17 protein-coding genes and 1 pseudogene are annotated in these 22,267 nt (G+C 62.5%); 5 read left to right on the top strand and 13 right to left on the bottom strand.

The window, feature by feature from the left end:
• The 4 genes and pseudogenes from OR16_RS23025 to OR16_RS23010 all read left to right on the top strand — a co-directional run.
• Positions 1–306 (top strand): annotated as a pseudogene (locus OR16_RS23025) (acetoacetate--CoA ligase); the annotation flags it as partial.
• Between the two features lie 32 nt (positions 307–338).
• Positions 339–1,520: a porin gene (locus OR16_RS23020; protein ID WP_006160378.1), complete on the top strand. Its 1,182-nt coding sequence runs from the start codon at positions 339–341 to the stop codon at positions 1,518–1,520.
• A gap of 55 nt (positions 1,521–1,575) precedes the next feature.
• Positions 1,576–2,283, top strand: a complete 708-nt coding sequence (locus OR16_RS23015; protein WP_006160376.1) for a DsbA family oxidoreductase — start codon at positions 1,576–1,578, stop codon at positions 2,281–2,283.
• A gap of 276 nt (positions 2,284–2,559) precedes the next feature.
• On the top strand, positions 2,560–3,480 hold the full coding sequence (locus OR16_RS23010) for an MFS transporter (RefSeq protein ID WP_006160373.1): 921 nt from the start codon (positions 2,560–2,562) through the stop codon (positions 3,478–3,480).
• Between the two features lie 213 nt (positions 3,481–3,693).
• Here the strand turns inward: OR16_RS23010 and OR16_RS23005 are convergent, their stop codons facing one another.
• From OR16_RS23005 to OR16_RS22985, 6 genes are all read right to left on the bottom strand, one after another.
• Positions 3,694–4,857 carry a porin gene (locus tag OR16_RS23005; RefSeq protein WP_006160372.1) on the bottom strand — a complete coding sequence of 388 codons (1,164 nt, stop codon included), beginning with the start codon at positions 4,855–4,857 and terminating at the stop codon, positions 3,694–3,696.
• Between the two features lie 427 nt (positions 4,858–5,284).
• Positions 5,285–8,830: an indolepyruvate ferredoxin oxidoreductase family protein gene (locus OR16_RS23000; protein WP_006160366.1), complete on the bottom strand. Its 3,546-nt coding sequence runs from the start codon at positions 8,828–8,830 to the stop codon at positions 5,285–5,287.
• A 337-nt stretch (positions 8,831–9,167) separates the two neighbouring features.
• Positions 9,168–9,437 carry a tripartite tricarboxylate transporter substrate-binding protein gene (locus OR16_RS47395; RefSeq protein WP_006160365.1) on the bottom strand — a complete coding sequence of 90 codons (270 nt, stop codon included), beginning with the start codon at positions 9,435–9,437 and terminating at the stop codon, positions 9,168–9,170.
• A complete protein-coding gene (locus OR16_RS47390; RefSeq protein WP_141639907.1) occupies positions 9,409–10,152 on the bottom strand; it encodes a Bug family tripartite tricarboxylate transporter substrate binding protein in 744 nt (247 codons plus the stop codon). Before OR16_RS47390 ends, OR16_RS47395 begins: the two co-directional genes overlap by 29 nt.
• Before the next feature lie 49 nt (positions 10,153–10,201).
• Positions 10,202–11,392, bottom strand: a complete 1,191-nt coding sequence (locus OR16_RS22990) for a Rieske 2Fe-2S domain-containing protein (protein WP_100227959.1) — start codon at positions 11,390–11,392, stop codon at positions 10,202–10,204.
• Between the two features lie 5 nt (positions 11,393–11,397).
• Entirely contained in the window at positions 11,398–12,240 is an 843-nt protein-coding gene (locus tag OR16_RS22985) for a fumarylacetoacetate hydrolase family protein (protein ID WP_006160360.1), read from the bottom strand.
• Between the two features lie 299 nt (positions 12,241–12,539).
• Here OR16_RS22985 and OR16_RS22980 point away from each other — a divergent pair, with 299 nt between their 5' ends.
• Complete coding sequence (locus tag OR16_RS22980) at positions 12,540–13,517, top strand: PDR/VanB family oxidoreductase (protein WP_006160357.1); 978 nt, start codon at positions 12,540–12,542, stop codon at positions 13,515–13,517.
• A gap of 27 nt (positions 13,518–13,544) precedes the next feature.
• Here the strand turns inward: OR16_RS22980 and OR16_RS22975 are convergent, their stop codons facing one another.
• The 7 genes from OR16_RS22975 to OR16_RS22940 all read right to left on the bottom strand — a co-directional run bounded on the left by OR16_RS22975 (position 13,545) and on the right by OR16_RS22940 (position 22,230).
• The gene (locus OR16_RS22975; RefSeq protein WP_006160356.1) at positions 13,545–14,234 is read right to left on the bottom strand and encodes a Crp/Fnr family transcriptional regulator; all 690 of its coding nucleotides are present in this window, start codon (positions 14,232–14,234) and stop codon (positions 13,545–13,547) included.
• Between the two features lie 209 nt (positions 14,235–14,443).
• Positions 14,444–15,478 carry an AraC family transcriptional regulator gene (locus OR16_RS22970; RefSeq protein WP_006160355.1) on the bottom strand — a complete coding sequence of 345 codons (1,035 nt, stop codon included), beginning with the start codon at positions 15,476–15,478 and terminating at the stop codon, positions 14,444–14,446.
• A 1,356-nt stretch (positions 15,479–16,834) separates the two neighbouring features.
• On the bottom strand, positions 16,835–17,185 hold the full coding sequence (locus OR16_RS22960) for a Rieske (2Fe-2S) protein (protein WP_006160353.1): 351 nt from the start codon (positions 17,183–17,185) through the stop codon (positions 16,835–16,837).
• Complete coding sequence (locus OR16_RS22955; RefSeq protein ID WP_006160352.1) at positions 17,182–18,891, bottom strand: fatty acid--CoA ligase; 1,710 nt, start codon at positions 18,889–18,891, stop codon at positions 17,182–17,184. Before OR16_RS22955 ends, OR16_RS22960 begins: the two co-directional genes overlap by 4 nt.
• Before the next feature lie 8 nt (positions 18,892–18,899).
• Positions 18,900–19,748 (bottom strand): TauD/TfdA dioxygenase family protein, encoded by an 849-nt coding sequence (locus tag OR16_RS22950; RefSeq protein ID WP_006160349.1) that lies wholly within the window; start codon positions 19,746–19,748, stop codon positions 18,900–18,902.
• Positions 19,749–19,801: 53 nt separating this feature from the next.
• On the bottom strand, positions 19,802–20,773 hold the full coding sequence (locus OR16_RS22945) for a quinone oxidoreductase family protein (RefSeq protein ID WP_006160347.1): 972 nt from the start codon (positions 20,771–20,773) through the stop codon (positions 19,802–19,804).
• 410 nt (positions 20,774–21,183) lie between these two features.
• Positions 21,184–22,230 (bottom strand): AraC family transcriptional regulator, encoded by a 1,047-nt coding sequence (locus OR16_RS22940; RefSeq protein WP_006160346.1) that lies wholly within the window; start codon positions 22,228–22,230, stop codon positions 21,184–21,186.
• Positions 22,231–22,267: the final 37 nt, after the last annotated feature.

The raw sequence follows: 22,267 nt of genomic DNA, 5'->3' as shown, positions 1-22,267 counted from the left end.
GTCCTGCGGCCCGATATTGAACTGACGCCAGGACTGACGGCCACCATCCGCGACCGTATCAAGGTGGCGCTGTCGGCCCGGCACGTACCGAACGAAGTATTCCAGGTGACAGCCATTCCCCGCACGTTGTCGGGCAAGAAGATGGAGCTGCCGATCAAGAAGCTGCTGCTGGGACAGCCGCTGGAAAACGTGGCGAATCCCGACACCATGGCCAATCCCGCGAGCCTGGCTTGGTTTGCCGGCTTCGCCCGCGACCGCGCGGACGGCCGGCCGGTAACCGAGATGAGCATCGGCTGGACATACTAATTATGAAACTGCACCAAAGGGGAGACTTGAGCATGAAATTGAAGCACATTGCATTTGCTGGGCTGTCGGTCGGCATGGTTGGGGCCGCCGGGGCACAGTCGGTGACGTTGTACGGCGTCGCTGACATGAACTTTGAGTTCGCCAACCATGTTGGTGCGGTACCGACGGCAGCGAATGGATTCAATTCCGGTCCGGGCCAAAAAGTCACCCGCCTGGATTCCGGTGGTGTGTCCGGCTCTCGCTGGGGTCTGCGTGGCGTGGAAGACCTGGGCGGCGGCATGAAGGCGATGTTTGTGCTCGAAAGCGGCTTTAACCTGGATAGCGGCAGCTCGCAGCAAGGTGGTCGCCTGTTCGGTCGTCAGGCATTCGTGGGTGTGCAGAGCGAATACGGCCAGATCAGCCTTGGCCGCCAGTACACCTCGATGTTCGAGGCCCTCGCTAGCTTCACCCCGGCCGCGTACGCGACCCAGTATGAACCGGTGGTAGTCATGGCGGGTGCGAACTTTCGCGAAGACAACACGATCAAGTACACAGGCACTTTCGGTCCCGTAACCGCGCTGGCGCACTGGTCATTCGGTACCGGCCTGGCACTGCCGCCCACGGTTGGGGCACCGTTTGTCCTTGGTGGCAACGGCGAGGTGCCAGGGCAGTTCCGCCGCGATACCGCCTACGGTACGGCCTTGACCTACAACGGCGGGGCGTTCGCCGCGACCATCGGCTATGACCAGTTCAATCCGACCATCGCCCCCGCAGCCACGCCAGCCCTTGCTGGCACCGGCACCTTCAAGAAGGCATCTGTTGCCGCCAGCTATGCGTTTGGTGCGGCCAAGATCATGGGTGGATACCGATGGGGCCAGACCAAGAACCAGAACGGCGGCGAGATCCTGCGCGATGACTTCTACTGGATCGGTGCGAACTACCAGGTGACGTCGGCGCTTGGATTGACGCTCGAGTACAACTACGACAACGTCAAGCACCAGTTTGGCAGCACCAGCGTCGCCAATCCGTGGCAGATCGCGTTTATTTCCAATTACGCCTTCTCCAAGCGGACCGACATCTACCTGACCACGGCCTACGCGAAGCACGCGGGAGTGGGTATGGAGTCCGCCGCGATCTTCTATGCCAACAGCCTCTCGCTCGGAAATAGCTACGCGCTTGGCGCGGGCGAAAGCTCGATGCTGGGCGTTGCCGTCGGCCTGCGCCACAAATTCTAAGCATGACCCCGGCCGGGTGCGTGAGTGCTCGAGTTTTTTCCCTTGAAAAGCGTCCATGAAGATGAACAGTAGCCCTTCAACCGCCTTGGGCATCCATGAAGGGGCCAGGCCGGGACTGACGATCGAAGTGTACTTCGACTTCGTCTGCCCCTGGTGCCTGATTGGCAAGCGCCACCTGCATACTGCCATGAGCCGGCTGGCTGAGATGCGGCCGGACGTTGACTTGAGCGTGCTTTGGCGCTCGCATCAACTGCGCCCCGACACGCCGCCTGGCGGCTTGCCATACCAGGCGTTCTATATTGCCCGGCTAGGCCGTCCCGAGGCAGTTGCCGCCCGAAGAGCGCAGGTCAGGCATGCAGGGACCGCCGTCGGTATCGACTTTGCCTTCGAACGGATCAAGGTACTGCCAAACACTGCGTCAGCGCACGAACTGGTTGCCTATGCAACCCGCCATTGCAACGAAACGCAGGTAGCCGGGTTGGTCGAGCGGCTGTTCGTGGCTTACTTTATCGAGGGCGAGGACATCGGTGATTCGACCGTGCTTGAACGGCTGGGGCTGGAATGCGAACTGGGGCCCCATGGCTTGGCCGAACAGTTTGCGGAGTTCCGGCGTAGCGCCAGCAGGACCATTTCGGCGCCTGCACCAATCGATCGCCACATTGATGGCGTCCCTTGCTTTGTGTTCAACAGATCGCATTCGGTCTCCGGTGCGAATCCACCCGACGTCCTGCTGGATGCCATGCTGCGTTCCATCTCAGGCTGACATTGCCTGACACGGTAGTGCCATGGCGCCTCGCCACGCGTTCGCCTGTCATGCAGCGTCTGGCTCTTTGTTCTTGAGTCGGAGCCGGAGAATTTCATGACCAGAGAAGTCGTAGTTGTCAGTGCCGTACACACCGCCATTGGCACCATTGGCGGCAGCCTGAAAGAGGTTCCGCCACAAGGCGCGTGATACCGCTCAACCGCTGCCGGCGCTACAGGACGAGGCCGGCCAGAGGCCGGCGGAACGTTCCAAACGTATTCATTGCGCTCCCCACTCATGCAACACATATTCGACAACAAGCCACCACTGAGCCCCGCGCAAGCACTGCCCTTGCTAGGGGTTCTGGGTATTCTGGTGTCACTGTGGTCTGACATCCTGTTTCCCACCCTCACGGGGATTCAGCAGGACCTGCGCATTTCGGCTACCGCCGTGCAGCAAACGGTATCGCTCTTTTTTGTGGCCAATGCCTTCATGTGCCTGTGGCATGGTGTCATCTCAGATGCCTATGGGAGGCGACGGCCCCTGAATTTCGTGTTAGTGGTGCTGCTGCTGTCCTCCTTGCTCTGTTTGAGAGTCACGCGTATTGAGGAGCTTTGGTTGCTGCGCACCGTGCAGGGCTTGGCAGCCGGGCTAGGAACGATTCTGTGCCGCGCCATCATCCGCGACCTCTATTCAGGCGCCGATGCGCAAAGAATGATTGCGCGTACCAGCATCGTCCAGTGCCTGGGCCCTACCTTGGTTCCCATGCTGGGTGGATGGCTGACGTCCATATGGGGCTGGCGGGCGGTGTTTGCCTTCCTTTCCGTGGTCGCGGCGCTGATGTTGCTGGTCTACGGGCGGCTGCTGCCGGAAACCTTGCCGCCTATTCGCCGTCAGCCTATGCGCGTCGCCACTCTGTGGCGCGGCTACCGCAATGTGCTGGGCTCGGCTTGGTTTATGCGCCTGACGGTGGCCCATGCCTGCAACTGGATGGCGATGTTCCTGTACGTCGCAGCCGCTCCGCAATTTGTAATCCATCTCTTGGGGCGCCCCGCGACCGAGGTCTACCTGATATTTGTGCCAATGGTGCTGGGGCTGGTTGCGGGCCTGGTATGCCTGCCACTCCTGGTGCGGCGGTGGGGCACGCAGCACACTGTGCGCCGATCGCCGGCGTGCTGGCCCCGCTGCTTTGGAACTCCTTCTGGCTCATGGCAATGACCTGTGCGGTGCTTACGCTGACTAGCGCAGTGTTGTTACTTTGGCAAGGCCAGGTCACTCGTCGGGCAAATCGAATACTCGTGGCCTGAATCGGCGGCCGGCTTCTTCACTCGAAGACGTGGCCGCCAGATCGCAACGGCCGGGACCCGGCGGATCAACGCCCGCACCGCAAGGTCCCGGCGTCCCTGATGACTAGCCCGCTTCCGTTGCGCCTCAGAATCTATGGCGGACACCCAACGCCACGCCAAGCATGCCGCGTTGCCCCGGCGTGGGATAGTAGCCGCTGCCAAAACCGGTGAGCGACGTGTCGAAGTTCAGCGCGGCGTTTCTCGCGTACGCGGAGGTCAGATACACATCGGTACGCTTTGAAAGGCTGTAGGTCGACACGAAGGCAACCTGCCACGGCTTGGCCGGATTCGTGGCCGTCGCCGTCGGCGAGACCCGCACCGAGCTAATGTCCCAGTAGTAATAGGCCAGCGTCAGGCCTAATGACGGCGTGGCCTGGTAAGTGCCGCCCACCCACAAGAAATTCTCTTTCGCCAGCGTTACGTGGTTGGCGTAGTCTGTGTTCCCCCAACGATAGCCCGCCATGATGCTACCTGGACCGATGCTGTAGCTGGCTGCCAGGCCGGCCTTGCGCGACTTGCCGGCCTGGCCGACGACCATCGTCGGATTCCATTCATCGTAGGCCACGCTCACGCCGAATCCGTTGCTCAGGTAATAGGCCCCGGCCCCCCAACCAGCGTTGTTTCCCGCGTGCCCCGGCACCTCGCCCGCGCCGCCATTTAACAGCGGCGAAACGCCAACGGTAGGGGTCCCGACGCCGAACGAGTAATGCGCTATCGCCGTTACCGAGCCGAACGAACCGGTGTACTTGACCGTGTTGTCTGAACGGGCACTACCACCCAGCATCGCGCCAACCGGTTCATACATCACCGCATAGCGCAGCGGCGCAAAATTGGAGAAGGCGTTGAACATCGACGAATACTGCCTGCCAAGCGTCAGTTGCCCAAAGCGGTTCTGGATGCCAACGAAGGCCTGCCGCCCGAACAGCCGGCCCTGCAATGACGCGCCGCTATCTTCGGCAAACCCGCTTTCCAGCACGAACAACGAAGACATGCCACCTCCGAGGTCTTCCGTGCCACGCAGGCCCCAACGTCCGCCCGCCAGTCCTCCGCCGGAAGGCATGCCGAAGCGGTTGCCACCAGGCTGTTGGACTAACTGCCCGTTGACGACCGACGGTGCACCTTGTGCAATCTTGTTGACATACTCGATCGGAGCGTCGATGACGCCATAGAGAGTCACACCGGATTGCGCGCTGGCTGCCGTGCTGCCTGCCGCGCCCAGAACCAGGGCAATAGAAAGCGTCCTTCTCATACTGATGGTCTCCTCGTTGAGTTTTTTTTGTGGCTCGGCGACGTCCGTCAGGTCGCCGCTGTGATGCCGTCTGCCAGGGCCGCGGTGCGTGATGTCGGGGCGGTCACCGAAGGGCGTCTTGATTCTGTGTCGGGGCGGGACAACAGTCGAACGAAGAAGGCGCGCGATTGTCCTGCTTGTTGCAATCCCAGGCTTGGAGCTGCTTCCCACCGGCGCAGGTCGGGTGCGAGCGCGCCCACGCCGCACCGTTGCGGATCGTGCAGGTGAGTCGGACCGTACGGAACGGCACCGCGCAGGCGTACCTACGCGGTGCGGGACGCTGCGCGTACCGTGATTTCCAGATGTGGCGTGCGCAGGCTGCCGCGCAGTCCCGTACGTATTGGCCAGCCCGTGTACTACCGCAATGCATGCGGCGAGGCACGGGTGTTCAGGTGACGGCGTACACCCTGGCCTGTACCGCCTGTGGCTGTACAGGCCCTGCCCATCGCCCCTCCAGTTCGGCGATCAGTGCTGCGCGGGCTTCGCCTGCTTTGGCCGCGCTAGCTTCCTTGACGTGCCCGAAGCCGCGCACTGACTCCGGCAACGCGGCAATGCGCGTGGCCACGTCATACGTCTGCGCATTGATGCCGTCGAGCAGACGATCGATATCGCGCTCGTATTGGGAGACGAGATGGCGCTCCAGGCGGCGCTCGGCGTTGTTCCGGAAGGGATCCAGCACACTGCCGCGCAGAAACCGGAATTTCGTCATCCATCGGAATGCGGTCATCAGCCAGGGGCCAACTTCGCCCTTGACCGGTCTTCCCATGTCGTCCGTGGTCGAAAAAGGCCAAGCGCCAACGTGGAAGCGTAGCGTGTACTCTCCTTCGAACTCGTTCCTCAGCGCCGCCTGGAAGTCGGGATGGCTATAGAGGCGGGCCACCTCCCATTCATCTTTCACTGCCAGCAGCTTGTGGTAACTGGTCGCCACAGCACGACTGAGCGCATCGCCCAGGCCCGCATGCCGTTCCGCATCGGCCACGCGCTGTACCAGCTGCTCGTAGCGCCGCACGGGCCCATGGCCGCCATGCGCTTTCAGGTGTTCGCCTCGGCTGCGGACGACATCTGCCACGCTGCGCCTGGTCCGCGGCACGAAATTGATGACCTGGCTCGCGGGCGCACGTGTCTCCCGGACGAACCGCTCCACCGCCTGCAAGTCATGCCCGGCGCGGCGGCCCCAAAGGAACGCGTCCTTGTTCATCGCCACAGCCACCCCGTTGAGTTCTATGGCCCGATGCATTGCTGCCAGCGATACGGGCACCAGTCCGCGCTGCCACGCCGCCCCCAGCATGAGCATGTTGGCGGCGATAGCATCGCCCATCAGTTCGATCGCCAGGCGCTGTCCTTCGAGCAGCAGCACATCGTCGCCCAGGGCATGCCGCAAACGCTGGACCAGCACGTCGGCATCGATGTTCCAGTCCGGGTTGCCGGCGAACTCCGCCGTAGGAACGAGGTCCGTACAGATGACGCCCTGGCTGGTGCCCAGGCGTAGCGTCGACACTGTTTCGTCGCCGGCTGCCACTACCAGGTCGCAGCCGACCAGCGCGCTGGTATCGCCGGCGCCGATACGGGTGGCGTGCAACATGCCCGGGCGCGGTGCAATGCGGACATGGGAATTCACCGCTCCGTACTTCTGGCTGATGCCGGTGATGTCGAGGTTCGAAGTGTAATAGCCCTGCAGGTGAGCGGCCATGGCCAGGGTCTGGCCAATCGTGACCACGCCGGTCCCGCCGATGCCGACGATCAGGACACTGCGGATATCCGCCAAGGCGGCGATGACCGGTTCTGGCAGCGTGTGAGTCCATTCGGGCTGGCGCGGGCCGCCATTACTCGCCTTCTGATCCCTGGGCTTGCCCCCGTGTACGGTCACGAAGCTGGGGCAGAAGCCGTCGACGCAAGAGTAGTCCTTATTGCAGCTACCCTGGTTGATCCGTCGCTTGCGACCGAACTCGGTTTCCAGCGGTTCAATCGACATGCAGTTGGACGCCTTGCCGCAATCGCCGCACCCCTCGCACACGGCAGGGTTGATGAAGGCACGCTTCGCCGGGTCAGGCAGCTTGCCACGTTTGCGCAAGCGCCTGCGCTCCGTGGCGCAAGCCTGGTCATACAGGATGACGGAGACCCCGGGATATTCGCGGAACTCGCGCTGCACAGCGTCCATCTGGCTGCGGTGGTGAACGGGCGTATCCGGAGGCAAGGAAATATCCCGGTACTTCTGCGGCTCGTCGGTCACCACTGCCATCTTGCGCACGCCTTCCGCCGCCAGTCCGTGAAGAATTTGCTGGGGCGGCTGTTCCGTTTCCACAGGTTGGCCGCCTGTCATCGACACGAAGCCGTTGTAGAGGATCTTGTAGGTCATCGGGACGCCGGCCGCGATGGCCTGGCGCACCGCCAGGAACCCGGAGTGGGCGAATGTTCCGTCGCCGATATTGGCGAAGACGTGCTTCTCATCGGTGAACGCCTGCTGGCCCAGCCACATGACACCTTCGCCGCCCATCTGCGACACGGTCGTGGTGCGGAGCGGATTGGCGCGGGCGGCGATGGTATGGCAACCGATGCCGGCCAGCGCGCGGCTGCCCTCCGGCAATCGTGTGGAGCGGTTGTGCGGACAGCCGGAGCAGAATCCCGGCATGCGTGATGGCATGCCACTGGCGTCCGCTTTGGCGGCGGGCGCGAGAGGGGAATTTAGTCCGCAGGCCGGATTGTGCAGGTGCAGCGTATCAGCGATCACGGCCGCGATCCGCTGCGGGCTCAGTTCCCCGGCGTTCGGGAATAACATGGGACCGCGCGCCGGATCGAACACCCCGCCAGCTTGGTGCTTGCCGACAATGCGTGGCGCCGCTCCGCCGTAGAGCGCCGCGCGCAACTGGTCCTCGAGCACCGGCCGCTTCTCTTCGACCACGATGATCGTTTCTAGGCCTTGCGCGAACTCGCGGACGATCGCGGGATCCAGCGGCCAGATCATGCCGATTTTAAGCAGACGGATACCCAGTTCGGCGGCGCGCGCCTCATCCAGCCCAAGGCTGGCCATGGCCTCGAGCACGTCCTGCCAGGACTTGCCGGCGGAAACGATGCCGATCTTGGCATGGTCCGGGTTCAGGGTCACGCGGTTGAGCCCATTGGCACGCGCGTACGCCATCACCGCCTGGTGCTTATGGTGATACAGCCGTTCTTCCTGCGGCAGCGGCGCGTCGACGCTGCGGATATGGTATCCGTCGCTCTCCAGCATGTCAGCGGCGTCCCGTGCTGATTCTGGCATCCGGATCTGCGGCGAATCCAGCGACACGTAGACGGAGCCGCCGCCCTCCACCACGTCGGTGACCACTTTCATGCCGACCCAGCAGCCGCTGAAGCGTGACATCGCGATCCCGTGCAGGCCATAGTCCAGCAGTTCTTGCGTGTTCGACGGATAGAGCACCGGCATCCCGACGGCGATGAATATCTGGTCCGAGAAGTTCGCCACCGTGGAAGACTTGGCGCCGTGATCGTCGCCCGCCAGACACACGACACCGCCCTTGGGCGATGTGCCAGCGAGATTGGCGTGACGCAAGACGTCGCCCGAGCGGTCCACGCCAGGTCCCTTGCCGTACCAGATGCCGAACACGCCATCGACCCTGGCGCCCGGGAAGCTACCCACATACTGGGCACCCCAGATCGCCGTGGCGGCAAGGTCTTCGTTCAGACCGGCACGGAACTGGATGTTGTGTTCCTTGAGCAGTGTCTCTGCCGCCCAGAGTTCCATGTCGTAGCGGCCGACGGGCGATCCGCGATAGCCCGAGATATAGGCACCGGTGTTCCATCCCGCTGCCGTGTCGCGCAGGCGCTGCTGGATGGGCAATCTCACCAAGGCCTGCATGCCAGTCATGTAGAGCCAGCCCTCCTGGGCCTGATACTTGTCGTCAAGCGTTGTTCCGGTACGGGCAAGGGCGTTATTCATCTCTTTGGCGGGCCTGAAACCCTGTAATGGGGATTGATTGGCAGACTCTGCGCGGGGGCGCGGAGCGCGGAAATACAGCAGGCAGCAAGCCGGTATCTCGTGGCAGGAGCCGTGGGCCCCGGCGAGAAGTCGCAGCGCCCCCTCACGTGCGCCAGGCACGTGGGGTATCACGATGGAGGGTGGACAGCGGCGGGACGGTAGCGCTTATTGGGGTCTGCGCCTTTCGTATCAGATTGGCGGAGGTAGCGTCACACGCTTCCCGCCAGCGGCGCGATGAAGAGCCTGTGACTCGTCGCTCCTGATATGCCGCGCCCCGCCTTCACCGCAATACACCGCCTTACTGCAGTTCGATTTGGGTCGCTCGGATCACGTTGCGCCACTTCTCCACTTCGCCGGCGACATGCTCGCGCGCCTGCGTGGCTGTGCCGCCTGCGGTGGCGAATCCCTGGTCTCGGAACCGCTTCTGCAGCTCAGACTGGCCCAGCGCGCGCTGGATTTCCCGATTCATCCGTTCGACGATCGGCGCTGGCGTGCGTGCTGGCGCGGCGATCTGCATGGTCGATACGATCTCGTAGTTTTCATAGCCGAGTTCCCTCAGCGTGGGCACATCCGGCAGGATGACCGAACGGGTGCCCGAGCCGATGGGCCAGCGCGCGCAGCCCGCCGGCGCGCAGTTGTGCCAGCGCTGGCGGCGCGAGATCGAACGCCACGTCCACATCGCCATTCATCAGCGAGGTGTGGAGATTGGACGATGTCTTGAACGGCACGATCGAGAAATCCAGCTTCTCCCTGGCCTTGAAGAGTTCGGCCATCAGATGCCCGGTCGTGCCCAGCAGGCTGATCCCCGCCGTCAGGCGGCCAGGTTGCTCGCGCGCCGCGTGGATAAAGTCCTTGACGCTATTGAACTTCGACCGCTTGCCAGTCAGGATCGCAATGTCGGTCCTCGCGATATCCGACACCGGTACCAGGTCGCGCAGCACGTCGTAGGGTGGCGACTTGTACAGCGACTGGCTCAGCGCGTTGGCGCTGCCGATCAGGATCAGCGTGTAGCCGTCCGGGCTGGCATTCGCCGCGTACTTGATGGCGGCAACACTGCCCGCGCCGGGACGGTTCTCCACGACGACGGCCTGCCCGATCTGCATGCCAATCTGCTGCGCGAGCAAGCGAGCCACGATGTCCGCGCCGTTGCCGGCGGCCACCGGCAGCACCAGGGTGATTGGCTTGGCGGGATACAGCGGCGTGCAGAGCGCATCTTGCCACCAGACGCCGCCAGCTAGCAGCAAGGCACACGCCGCCTTCATCACGTTTCTTCTATTGGACACTTTGTCTCCTCTTGCTCTTTTGGATGCGCTAGACGGCCTCCAGCGGTGGTTACGCCGTGACCTGGGGACCGGCCTCAGTGAACAGCGCCGAAGGGCGGTCGAGACGGCGCCATGCCTTGGTGGGAGCTCCGGCTGCCACCAAGTCGATCTCTCGCGTCAGGATTCGTCGCAGCATGGCAATACCGACATCGGAAGCGCCCAGGCACTCGTTCATGCGGTCCGCGATGACGCCCTGGCCAATCAGCGCAACATAGTCTTGCGCGCTCGTGAGTCGGATCAGCGGATCGGTAGGATACTTCCCGGCGAACAGGTCGTCGTGATGATCCGCGGAGTTATAGCCTTCGCATCCGTGGTAATAGCTGACGAGCTTGCTGTCCGCCTCGGGCGTGGTGGACGGTGTCGCGAACAATGCAAGCCGCATCGTTCGTGTGTCGTCGATGGGTACCATCCAGTGCGATACCTCGGTCCACGGATCACGGGGGTCGACGCCGGGAATGTTGACGTGGTTGCCGTAGGGAAACGTCCAGTCGCTCACCCTCACCTGCGAGCCGCCACGCACGGCCGTCTGGCAGATGCCGGCTTCCGTTTCACGGTAGCTGAGTGCCGGCACTTCGGTGGTGATGGCCTCGCCGAAGGCGCCGACCTTGCCCATCTGGTGCGCGAAGCTGACATGCACAGCGTCCAGCGAATTCTCGACGTTTTGCAACCAGTTGCACGGCCAGATCTCCTTGCGCTGGAACAGCAGCATGCCGGGCGTTTCGAATACTGCCTTGCGGGGCAGGTCGAACGCCGGTGCCTCGCCTTCGCCGAGGTACGCGAAGATCACGCCGCAGTATTCATGGACCGGATATGCCCCGATGCGGATGTTCGCCTCGCGGCAATGCCGCTCCGCCGGCCGCTCGACGCAGCGTCCGCTGCCGTCGAACTTCCAGCCGTGGTACATGCATCGGATCTCCTCGCCTTCGATCCATCCCGTGTGCAGCATCGTCAGCCGGTGCGCGCAGCGCCCCGCCACGAGGTGCGGCTCGCCACTCTCGCCGCGATAGAGAGCGAGGTCCTGGCTGAGCAGCCGCACCGCCTTGGCGCTGCCCGTGGCTACCTCGCGCGACAGCGCCACCGGATGCCAGAAGCGGCGCAGCAGTTGCCCCATGGGGGTGCCCGCCCCGGTTTGCGCCAGTTGCGCTACCCGGGTTTCCCGAATCATTTTGTGTTCCACCGGACTGGTGTTGTTTGGATTCATGGTGATTAGCCTACCTTCACGCGCAATGTATCAATGCCGCTGACCTCGATATCGAGCGCGTCGCCTGTTTTCAGAAAACGGTTGCTGGCCGCGCCGACACCGGCCGGCGTCCCGGTCGCGATGACGTCGCCGGGCAGCAACGTCATGTAGGAAGACAGCGTGGCGATGATCTGCTCGGTCGAAAAGATCATGTCTGACATGGCGCCGTGCTGCACCACTTCGCCGTTGAGCCGGGTGGTGATGGTCAGCGTCCTGCGTTGCAGGGCATCGACCAGCCCCTTGCCGCACGCGATCGTCGGACCGAGCGCAGAAGCCCCGTCGAGCCCCTTGGCCGCCGTCCAGTCGGGCCAAAAGCTGTTGCCGGCGGGCAGTTTGACCAGGTCGCGGGCCGATCCGTCATTGAACGCACAGATGCCGGAGACGAAGCTAAGTGCGGTTTCCGGCTTCGCTGCTTTGCAGGGCCGGCCGATGATCACCGCGATCTCGCCTTCGTAGTCGAGTTGCGCCGTGACGTCCCGGTTGGGATTCAGCACGCCGCCGTGCGCTACGAAATTCGAAGGCGCCTTGTAGAAGATGAGCGGGCGCTCCGGCGGCTTGGCCGCCGACTCGACGCCGTGCGCCTGGTAGTTGATCGCGACCGCGAAGATGCGCGCGGCAGGATCGACCGGCGGCAGCATCACCGCATCGCGCAATGGCACGCGTGCCATGCCGGCGGGAATGCCCGCTGCGAGCACTGCCGCCAGCGCATCGCCTTCGTGCAAGATGTTGATTTCGTCCCCTTCCACGCAACCGGTCACGATCCGGTTGCCGACTTGGAACCGTCCAAGCCTGATGTAGTCTTCGTTCATCCTTCTGCCTCCAGTACCGTCAACGGGATTGGCAGAATTCTGGATCTGCCCACGATCGCAGTCGAGGCGCGCCACTGGCGAACTGTATCGATTGTTGCTTTCACCGGCGCCCGGTCTCCGACGCGGGCGGGTGTCGGCCCTCCCGGCGCCTGCCGGCCACATTGGGAGTGGGGGGAGTGCAACTTTGCGGACAATCCCGGCGCACCGGCGCTTGTTGCGTGGGTCACTCAAACAGAGAATCGTCGTACAAGGGCGTGCATAAGATCATCTGCACCTGCGCGCCCAATCCCGGAGACATCATGCAACGACTAAACGCCCGGCTACACGCGATCCACTGGCTTGCCGAAGGTATCCATGGCTTCGAACTACGCCCTTCCGACGGCCAGACATGGCCCGCCGTCACCGCGGGCGCGCATATCGACCTGTTCCTGCCGAATGGGCTTGTGCGCAGCTATTCTCTTGTTAACTTGCAGGGCGAATGTCACCGCTACGTCATCGCGGCGAGCCTGGATCCTGCCGGCCGAGGCGGCTCGCGTTACCTGCATGAAACGCTGCGTGTGGGCGCAACCGTCGCCATCTCAGCGCCACGAAACAGCTTCCCATTGCGCGAATCGGCCCGGCATACCGTATTCTTCGCGGGCGGCATAGGCATTACACCGCTGTGGAGCATGGCCCAGCACCTGGCGTACAGCGGCGGCACGTGGGAGCTGTACTACGCTGTACGCGCACGCGAAAACGCCGCATTCTCCGACGAATTTGTTGCACTCGCCAAGGAAACGGGGAACACCGTCCACCTGAACTTCGATGGTGGCGCCAAGGAGAAGATGCTGGATATCCGAGGCATCGTCGCATCCTGTGCCAACGACGTCGACTTGTACTGCTGTGGTCCCGTTCCGATGTTGCGGGCCTTCGAAGCTGCATGCGAGGGCCGCGATCCAGCCCGAGTGCATCGCGAATACTTCGCCGCGCCGCAGCCCGTCACACCACCTGAAGCGGGTGCCGGGGCCGGCGATGCGTTCACGGTCATTCTTTCTCGCACGCAGAAAAGGCTTGTCGTTGGACCCGGGACCAATATCCTCGAAGCCGTACTCGACGCAGGCGTGGAAGTCCCCTACTCATGCATGAGCGGAGTCTGCCGCGCCTGCGAGACAGGCATCCTCGCCGGCATTCCCGATCATAGGGACCTCGTCCTTTCGGACGCGGAGCGCGCAGCCGGATCTACGATGATGATCTGTTGCTCGCGCGCGCAGTCAGGCGAACTGACGTTGGACCTCTGAAACGTCCCCCTTGCCGGCGGCGCCGGGTCACTCGCCCTCTGGTGCCAGCCCCGACAGTTTCGCCATGTCCAGCACCGTCACGCGGCCATACTGGACACGGACGATGCCCTCGGCCTCCAACTCTCGTAGCGCCCGGTTCACCACTTGTCGGCGTGTGCCGAGCATTGTCGCGATCTCATCCTGCGACAGGTTGACCTCGCCGGCGGCATAGCAACGGATGTTGCGCGCGAGGAACGAGCGCAACAGGGTGGCGATCCGCTCCCGGGTAGAGTGCATGGTCGCGCTCTCGTGGCGAGCGAGCGTCTCGCGGTACCGGCGGTCCAGCACGGCGAACAACCCGGCTGCAAGCCGGCCGTCGCTGTAGACGAGTTCGCGCAGCACCGCTGCCGGAATCCGGACCAGCGTCGTCGGCTCCTTGCAGGTTGCGGTGTATAGGAAGGGCGTACCCGTCAGGGCGGGCCCGATACCATGGAAATCGCCCGCGAAATATAGCCATGCAGTGAACTCCCGCCCCGTCGACGACACACGGGAAAGCTGCATCGACCCGGTCGCGAGAAGGTAGAGATAGTCTGCAGACTCGCCGGACCGCTTGACACAAGCATGCGCTTCCATCGTCACGACATCCGCGGCATCGACCAATCTGGCGATGGCCTCGGCGGGCCAATTGACAAAGAGTTCAGACTGGTTGATCGCTAGCCTGGCAACGATATTGCTCATGGGGGGTAACGAAGGTAAAGGTGGGGCGGGCTGACCGGCGGTGCTCGCGACAAGGCGTCTTCGGCTTCCCACCGGCAGGCATGTGCATGCGTGCCGCATTTTACGCCCGGAGATTGGCGCTCTATAGCTGTAGTCGCTGCAGGACTACGCAGATCGGGATGGGATCATGACGTCTCCTCTCGAATAGCAATTTGCGGAATAGCGGCGCATCACTTTCGTCTTCCTGCCCGCCAAGCCCTAGGTGCCATTCCAAAATGGCGCGAGAACCACTGTGTAAAGGATGCCTGCTGCGTGTAACCCAGCAATGCGGCCACGCGACCGATCGAGTAACGCTCGTTGCTCATGTAGCGGATCGCTAGCTCCTGCCGCACTTCCTCTACCAGATTCGAGAAAGTCGTACCTGCCTCCTCGAGATGCCGCTGCAGAGTGCGCACACTAGTGTGGAGTTGACCCGCCACGTGTTCTATCGCTGCCTGCTCAACAGGAAGGAGCAAGTAGATCGCGTTGCGCACTTCTGCGGTGATAGCTTGCGGACCGGCAGCGCCAAGGGATTCCGCGAGGCCTTCCGCATAGCGCACTAACGCGGGATCCGCCATTGGATTCGGTTGGTCGAGATCACTGACGAGACAAACGAACCCGTTGAAATCACTCTTGAAGACCAGCGGGCAACCAAAGATCCGCCGGTGAACGCGAAGGTCTGGCGGTGCGGCGTGTGTGAAGTGCACGCCGACTGGTCGCCAGTGAGGGCCAAGCACGGATGCGCAGGTACGCGCCAGGACGCCTACCGCAAGCTCGATGGTCTGCTGCGGCCAGTCATCAATCTCGCCGAGAATCTCTTCGCGGATAATCACCTGCGTGCCCGAAGTCTCAATGTAGAGTCCCAGGGCATCGTTTAACAAATGCCGGTACTGCACCATGGCTAGCAATACTTCACGCAATGTGCGCTTGTGCGTTAGTAGAAGTCCGATGACCCCAAAATCGAAGGCCGTGCGTGCCTCGGCCATTTGAATGCCGACAGATGGCGTGGATGCCTCGCGGGCAGTCGCCTCGAGCAAGCGACACACCGCCGCAAACGGGATACGTTGTTCCCGGTTCATCAAGATGGCCGGATTCAGCCCGAACCGGCGCATGAACTCGTTGGGATTCAGCCCAAGTCGCAGCGCTACCTGCGGGTAGCTCGTCAGAGCGGCGGCTCTCGCCTTGGGTTCGCTTCCGGGCATCTGAGTTCGCTGGCGGATCGGCATAGGCCCCTCTCGGTGTTTACGCGCAGCGGCATGAAAACTAAAGAATATGGCGCTAAAACTAAAGTCATTTTTCTGCGTTGCGACATAGTAGCAGCAACTGCTGGATGCGCTTTGGCTCTCGTCCGCAGAAGCCTGATGTGGCTAGTTTGTCCATAGCTGCGCGGGGGTATCGCCGTGAAGGTTGGAGCAGGATGTCACGCCAGAAGCCCCGGCAAGGGCAGTGCCTGCATGGGGCTCGGTGGTGGCTTGCTGTCGGAGGTGCGTTGCGTGAGTGAGGGGTAACGAATCGTTTGGATTTCAAGCTATCCGCCGGCACCTGGGCGGCTAACATCCCCACGCGCGATCCTGTTTGCTGAGAACCTACACGCCACGACCCGCCTTGGGGCCGAGGTATCCAGCGGCCACCAGCTAGCGCAGCAGCACAGCCGGGCGGCAATTCGGACCGGCTTCTCGCTAGAAGCTTGTTGTTAAACTACCTGTCTTGTGACCAGTTCACGAATGGGCTGGCAGCGTTCCGATGCTGTGTCCACGCTGTCGCGCACATGCTGCATCGATGCTGGATTGCCTCGGAAAACACGCTCCCGCCAATGCATTGGAAATATCGTTCCGAGATTGGGTACAGCGCGGAGTGACCGCTGGCGTTGCGCGAACCCATGCGAAGCTCTTCGCACCGCCTGCACAAAGCTGCTTTCCGCGATGCCGTGCTGGCACCGCTCTTGTGGACAGCAGGGAGCTTGTGCGAGCCGGCATGGTGCGCCTCGTTACCGGTTTCGGAATGCTCCGAGTTCGGGCTCTGGGAAACCCGAGTCCAGCAATTGGCCAGGCGACGAACTGCGGTCCAGTACAACACCCTGATGGCATCCGAGCCCGTCTGCATAGCGGCCAGCAGGCAGCGCTCGCTCTGGTGCTGCATGGATATTCCGAACTCCGCTGCCGACGCGAAACACACGACTCTTTCGCGCGCATCCCCCCGATAGATCAGATCATCGACCAACCCCAACACATAAGCGAAGTAGTCGCTGTTGTCGCCACGAGCCTGCGCAGTCGCCTGTTCATGCAATCGCCGGCTCATGCTACGCACTTCCCTGTGGAGTTGGGTCAGCGAGTACCACATCCCGCTAGCGGATTGTCTTTGGCTTTGCATGATTGCTGCCTCGGGTTGGGCCGGTTGCCCGGGCACACGGGCTGCGTGGCCTTACGCCGGACACGGACGTACGACTTAATCTGGGAAGGCATCATCGACAGCTTCCCGGCCCTGCCCCTCACGCCGTCAAGCCACCCAACGCCTGAGCCGGCAATCATGCCGCGAGGAGCATTACATCAAGCGGAGCTGCCTCGGCGCCGACGGTGCCGCCTTTATGGCGCAGTAGAGGACTCCACCAGCAACATCAGGCTTCCTTCCTCTTCCCGAAGCTGAAACCTGCGCAGGCACAGGCTTGCCGAGCCGGGCTCGCAGGACTTCGCCAGATCGAAGCGCAAGCCATGGGCCGGGCATTGCAATATGCTTCCCTCCAGACGACCGTTGGCCAGCGACGCCCCGTTATGGGGGCATGAGTTGTCGATGGCATGGAGAGCGCCATCGATGTTGAACAGGACGATGCTCCTGCCGTCGACGAAGACAAGCTTGCGCTGGCCCGGCGGGAGTTCGCCCGCCGGCGCCACCTGTACCTGCTTCGTCATGTCGTCCGGTTGATGTTGGCTCGTCATGCTGCCGCCCGGTCGACTGCGGCACTTTCCTGCCCGGTGCCTGCCAGTTCGTCGAGCAGGTGCGCAACGCGCTCGCGCAGCAGCTTCTTGTTGATCTTGCCGACGCTCGTCTTCGGAATCTCGGCGACAAAGGCGATGCGGTCCAGCTCCGGAACGGCGTACTTGCTGATTCGCTTCAGTTCGACGTGCTGCATTAGCCGGTCACGGATCGCCTCACCCCCGACACTCGCGTCCGCCGTGCGAACGACAAATGCCATCGGCCGCTCGCCCCACTTCTCGTCCCGTACGCCGACCACCGCGCACTCTTGCACGCCGGCCACGTCCATGATCAGGCTCTCGACCTCGATGGAGGAAACCCATTCGCCGCCCGTCTTGATCACGTCCTTGATACGGTCGACGATCTGAACGAACCCATCGGGCGTCATGACGGCGATGTCCTGGGTATGCAGATAGCCGCCAGCCCACAGTTCTTCGGATGCCTCGGGCTTGCCGGTGTAGCCCTGCGTGAGAAACGGCGAGCGCAGGACAATCTCGCCTTGCTGCTTCCCATCGCGCGCGACGTCGTTCATGCTTTCGTCGACGACCCGGAAGTCGACAAACGGCACCGGGCGGCCCGTCGAGCAGCGCATCCGCACTTCTTCCTTGCGATCCTTCGGCTTGTATCCCGGCGGCAGTTGCGCCAGGGAGACGATGGGGCCCGTCTCCGACATGCCATAGGCAGTGAAAACATCCATGCCACGGTCGAGTGCTGCCTCGCACAGCGCGGGCGGTAAGGCGGAACCGCCGGTAATCAGCTTCCAGCCCGACAGGTCCTGCCCTTGGGCGTCGGCTGCCTGGAGCACCATCTGGAGGATGGTGGGCACGCAGTGGGAGAAGGTGACCTTTTCCGACTGGCGCAGCCTGACCAGGCGCTCCGGGACGTAACGCCCCGGCAGCACGGTCTTGAGGCCCAGCATGACCGCGATATACGGCATACCCCAGGCGAGAACGTGGAACATCGGCGTGATCGGCATGTAGACATCCTCGCGATGCAGCCGCTGGCCGTCGCGCGGCGCGCACAGGCTCATGGCCGTCGCCATGGCGTGCATGACGATGTCCCGGTGGCTGTAGGCCACGCCCTTGGGATCGCCGGTGGTGCCCGTCGTGTAGAACGTCGCGGCGCGCGTCCTTTCATCGAAGTCGGGGAACTCGAAGTCCGCTGCAGCGCGCGCCATCAGCGCCTCGTACTCGCCCGCGACCGGCAACTTGCTCGCGGGAACGGCTTCGCCGTCGCCCAGCACGACCACCTTGCGCACCGACTTGAGCTCCGCCTTGATTTCTTCGAGCACTGGGACGAAGTCCGCATGCACCAGCACGATCTCGGCCCGGGCGTCGTTCAGGGTATAGAGGATCTGCTGGGCCGACAGCCGCACATTGACCGTGAAGAGCGTGGCGCCCATCATCGGGATGGCGAAGTAGCTTTCGAGGTAACGATGGCTGTCCCAGTCCATGACCGCCACGGTGGCGCCGTGCCGGACATCCAGCCCGGTCAGCATGGATGCGAGCTGGCCGACTCGCTCACGGAATTGGCGGAGGCTGTAACGCAATTCCCCGCGATAGGTGATTTCCTGGTCGCCATGAACGCTCAGCGCGTTCAGGAGCAACTGCTTGACGAGGAGCGGGTACGTATAGGCCGACGGCGTCGGCGTGATCAGGTCATCTTGCATGGCAGTGTTCAGAACGGTTTGCTTCCAATGATTCCCGCTCGCTCCATCTTGCGGAAACAAGGCGGATAGTCCATCACCGCATAATGTTGCGTGGCACTGTTGTCCCAAATTGCAACGCTGTTTGGCGCCCAACTCCAGCGCACTTGGTACTCGGGGATGTAGGCCTGGCTGATCAGGTAGCGCAGCAGGTCGGCGGCGCCAGGATTGGCGTCCTGGCCGAATCGGACGTGGGCTGCGGTGTGGAAATTGGTGAAATGCGTGGTAAACACGTTTACATACAGGATCTTCTCGCCGGTCTCCGGATGTGTGCGCACGACCGGATGTTCGGCGTCCGGGTACTGAGCCTTGAGTGCCAGGCGTTTCTCGGTCGGCATGGCCGCCCCGAAGGTTGCTTCAATGCTGTGGCGTGCCCGCAGATCGGCGATCTTCTCCTTGATGTAATCGGGCAATTTTTCGTAGGCGAGCGCCATGTTGGCCCACATGGTGTCGCCCCCAAACGGAGGACATTCGACACAGCGCAGCACGGCGCCAAATGGCGGCGCCTCGCGCCAGGTTGCGTCGGAATGCCACGAGTTTTCGTAGCGATCTCGCGACTGATCCGGCGTCTTGTAGATGCGCACGAGTCCTGGATGCTCGGGATCGCCGCACGCAACTGGATGATCTTCCAGATCTCCAAAGCGGCGTGCAAACGCGACGTGCTCGGTGCGACTCATCTCCTGATTGCGGAGAAAAAGCACGCGGTGCTTGAACAGCGCAGCGCGAATCTCTGCGAACAGTCCGTCGTCGTGAATGGCGTCAGCCAGCTTGATGCCCTTGAGTTCGGCGCCAAGGGCATAATTTAGTTGCTCAACTTGCATGATGCAATAACTCCCAAAGACTCTATTTCCCGCAGGATGGCGATCCTTGAGATTTACGGGACCAATACAGTTGCGCCGGTTGTCTGACGCGACTCCAGCAGTCGATGCGCTTTGGCCGCTTCCGCCAGCGCGTAAGTTTGCTTCGGCTCGCTCGTGATTTTTCCGGCCAGGACGAGATCAAACAGCTCCTTTGCCATGGATTGCATGTGCGAGCGCGGCGTTGCGTAGTGCGCCATCGCTGGGCGGGTGACCCACAGCGAGCCCTTCAGCGCGAGGGTCAGCGCATCGAAGGACACTGGACCGGAGCTGGTTCCGTTACTGACGAGGGTTCCGCGCACTTGCAGACTGTCCAGTGACGCTTGCAATGTGTCCTTTCCAACGGAGTCGAATACGACCGGAACGCCTTTCCCGTCTGTGAGCTCGCGTACGCGCTTAGCGATGTCCTCGCGTGTTGTGACAATGGTATGCGTGCAACCGTTCGCCTTGGCAACCTCTGCCTTCTCGTCGCTGCTCACCGTGCCGATCATGGTCACACCGAGGGCGCGGGCCCACTGGCAGGCAATCAAGCCGACGCCACCGGCAGCGGCGTGGTAGAGAATCGTCTCGCCACCTTTGAGCGGATAGACCTGGCGGAACAGATACTGCGCCGTCATCCCCTTCATGATGAGCGTGGAAGCCGTGCGGTCGGAAACGCCGTCCGGTAGGGGAATCAGTACGTCCGCCGGCATTACGCGAACCTCCGAGTACGCCCCCTGTGGCCCCATCAGGTAGCCGACTCGATCCCCAACGCGGAGATCGGTCACGCCTGGCCCGACGGCCTCGACCACACCCACAGCATCCGAGCCCAAACCGTTCGGCAATGCCAGCGGGTAGTAGCCTGTCCGATGGTAGATGTCGATGAAGTTGACTGCGATGTAACTATGTCGGACGCGGGCCTGGCCGGGCCCCGGCTCGCCGACCTCTACATCTTCGAACTTCAGGACTTCCGGACCACCGGTCTCGTACAGTCTGATTGCCTTTGGCATGTGAATGTCTCCGTGAAAATGACGCTTGTTATCGATACGCTCTAAGAGCGCTCCCCGCATGCATGGCTGGATGGGTGCGAATGCGCATCGAGAAGTTGTTGGCCACTATATGGCAACGTGGAAAACTGACTTTAGTTTTCGCGCCATATTCTTTAGTTTTCATGCCAATGCGCGTAAACACCGACAGGGACCGATGCCAATCCGCGAGCAACGTCAGGTGTCGGGAAGAGCGCCCAAGGCAAGAGGCGCTGCTTTGAGGCGCTATCCTGGCACGCGATACCAAGTGTCACGGCGCGCGCGGGCGCGATCTTGAACAGGGAGTATTGGAAGCAACCGCTACCGTCACTTGCCGGGGGCGTTGCCAAGGATAGGCTTATGTCGGGAATTGGCGCGCTTGAATCTCGCCGATCTCACCTCGGTGACTCGGGCTGGTCCAGGCTGGTGGGGGTTGTCAACCTCGCACGATGGCGTGCTCTCCATTCGGATACCGTGCAACCGAAGTGGCCACCAAACCAACGTGCGAAAGAGCTTGCCGTGCTGAAACCCAGCAACGCCGCCAATTCGGCCAAGGGGCGAGCCTCCGATCTTGCAAGGCGCGCGGCCAAGTCCGCTCGCACCCCGTTGTAAATTCCAGAGTAGCTCTCGCCGTCCTTGGCCAGCCGACGGTGTACGGTGCGCCGGTCGACTCTGAGATGCTGGGCGACGCTATCAACGGAGCAGTTGCCGGACGGCAGCAGGGCGAGCACGAGTCTACGAACGACATCGGGGAACGCAAGATCGGACCCGGCCAGCAATGTATCGAGATGCTGCCGCACTTCCCATGCCATCAGGGGATCGTAGGCGGCCAGCGGCGCGTCCAGGTCGGTGGCGCGACACACGATGCCATCGAACTCCTGGTTGAACAGCACCGGCATGCCGAAGACGCGCGCATGTCCCGTCGGCCCCGATGGCGGCGCATGTGAAAAGCAAATGCTGCGAGGCTTCCAGGTCTCCCCCAAGAAGCGTCTCAACAATCGGTACACGCCGGCGACGACCAACTCGATCGATTGCCGCTGGGGCGCCTGTCCATCCGTCAGGAGACTTTCACGAATCACGACAAGTTCGTCGAGTTCTTCGATGGCCATGACAACGCTCTCACTCTGCAGCCGCAGGTAGCGCATCATCGATTCCAGCGCCTTGCGCAGCGTAGGCTCCCCCTGGATCGCAAAGCCCAGGGGCCCAAGGTCGGTCAACTGGCGAGTCTCGGCCATGCGCAGACCAAAGTCTTCCACGCCCGCGGCGCTCGCCGACTCAGCTAACAGACTGCGCAGTGCGTCCGCGGCGATCATCGCATCGGGGTCCAGCAGCGTGGCCCGCCGAATACCAGCCTTGCTCAACTGTTTGTAGGGATCGAGCCCTACTTCGCGAGCCACCCGGACGTAGTTCGTTAGCGCCGTGGCTCGGACAAGGTACGTCATCTGGTTTTCCCTAAATGTCCCGAACTGGATATATAGC

It is taken from the genome of Cupriavidus basilensis OR16, assembly GCF_000243095.1.
Lineage (GTDB): Bacteria > Pseudomonadota > Gammaproteobacteria > Burkholderiales > Burkholderiaceae > Cupriavidus > Cupriavidus basilensis_D.
This window is presented reverse-complemented; position numbering and strand designations above follow the sequence as displayed.